General features: G+C 72.2%; 1 pseudogene. It reads right to left on the bottom strand.

Annotated features, from left to right (window positions below):
* Positions 1-529, bottom strand: a pseudogene (locus tag AC06FE_RS19580) (hypothetical protein); the annotation flags it as partial.

Raw genomic sequence — 529 nt, 5'->3', positions numbered from 1 at the left:
CTTCGTCCAGCTGCGCCTTGTTCACCGCATCGGTGTCCTCGGTGCCGGCGGCCACGTTGGTGATCTGCCGTTCGTTGCCGACATCGCCCACCGAGACCGTGTTGTCACGCTCGGCCAGCGAGTCGGCACCCAGCGCCACGCTGTTTGCTCCCTGCGCGATGGCCGCGTTGCCCAGCGCCGTGCTGTTGGTACCCGGCGACCACGCACCACCGCCCACGGCGGTGGAGTAGTCACCCGAGGCCTCGGCCGGCAGCAGGCCGAACAGCGACCCGCCCACCGCGACGCTGTTGTAGCCGGTCGCCAGCGCGCCCTGGCCGGCGGCCAGGCTGTCTTCGCCACTGGCCACCGCATCGGCGCCAACGGCCACATCGTTGCTGCCGCTGGCCGTGCTGCTGTTGCCCAGCGCGGTGCTGTTGAAGCCCGCCGCCTGTGCATAGCCACCCACCGCCGTGGCGTAGCTGGCCGTGGCCTGCGCGGCGAAGCCCTGCGCGCTGGCCGTGGTGCCACTGGCCACGCTCTCCGCGCCCAG

It is taken from the genome of Stenotrophomonas sp. Steno-C18, from assembly GCF_056393195.1.
This window is presented reverse-complemented; position numbering and strand designations above follow the sequence as displayed.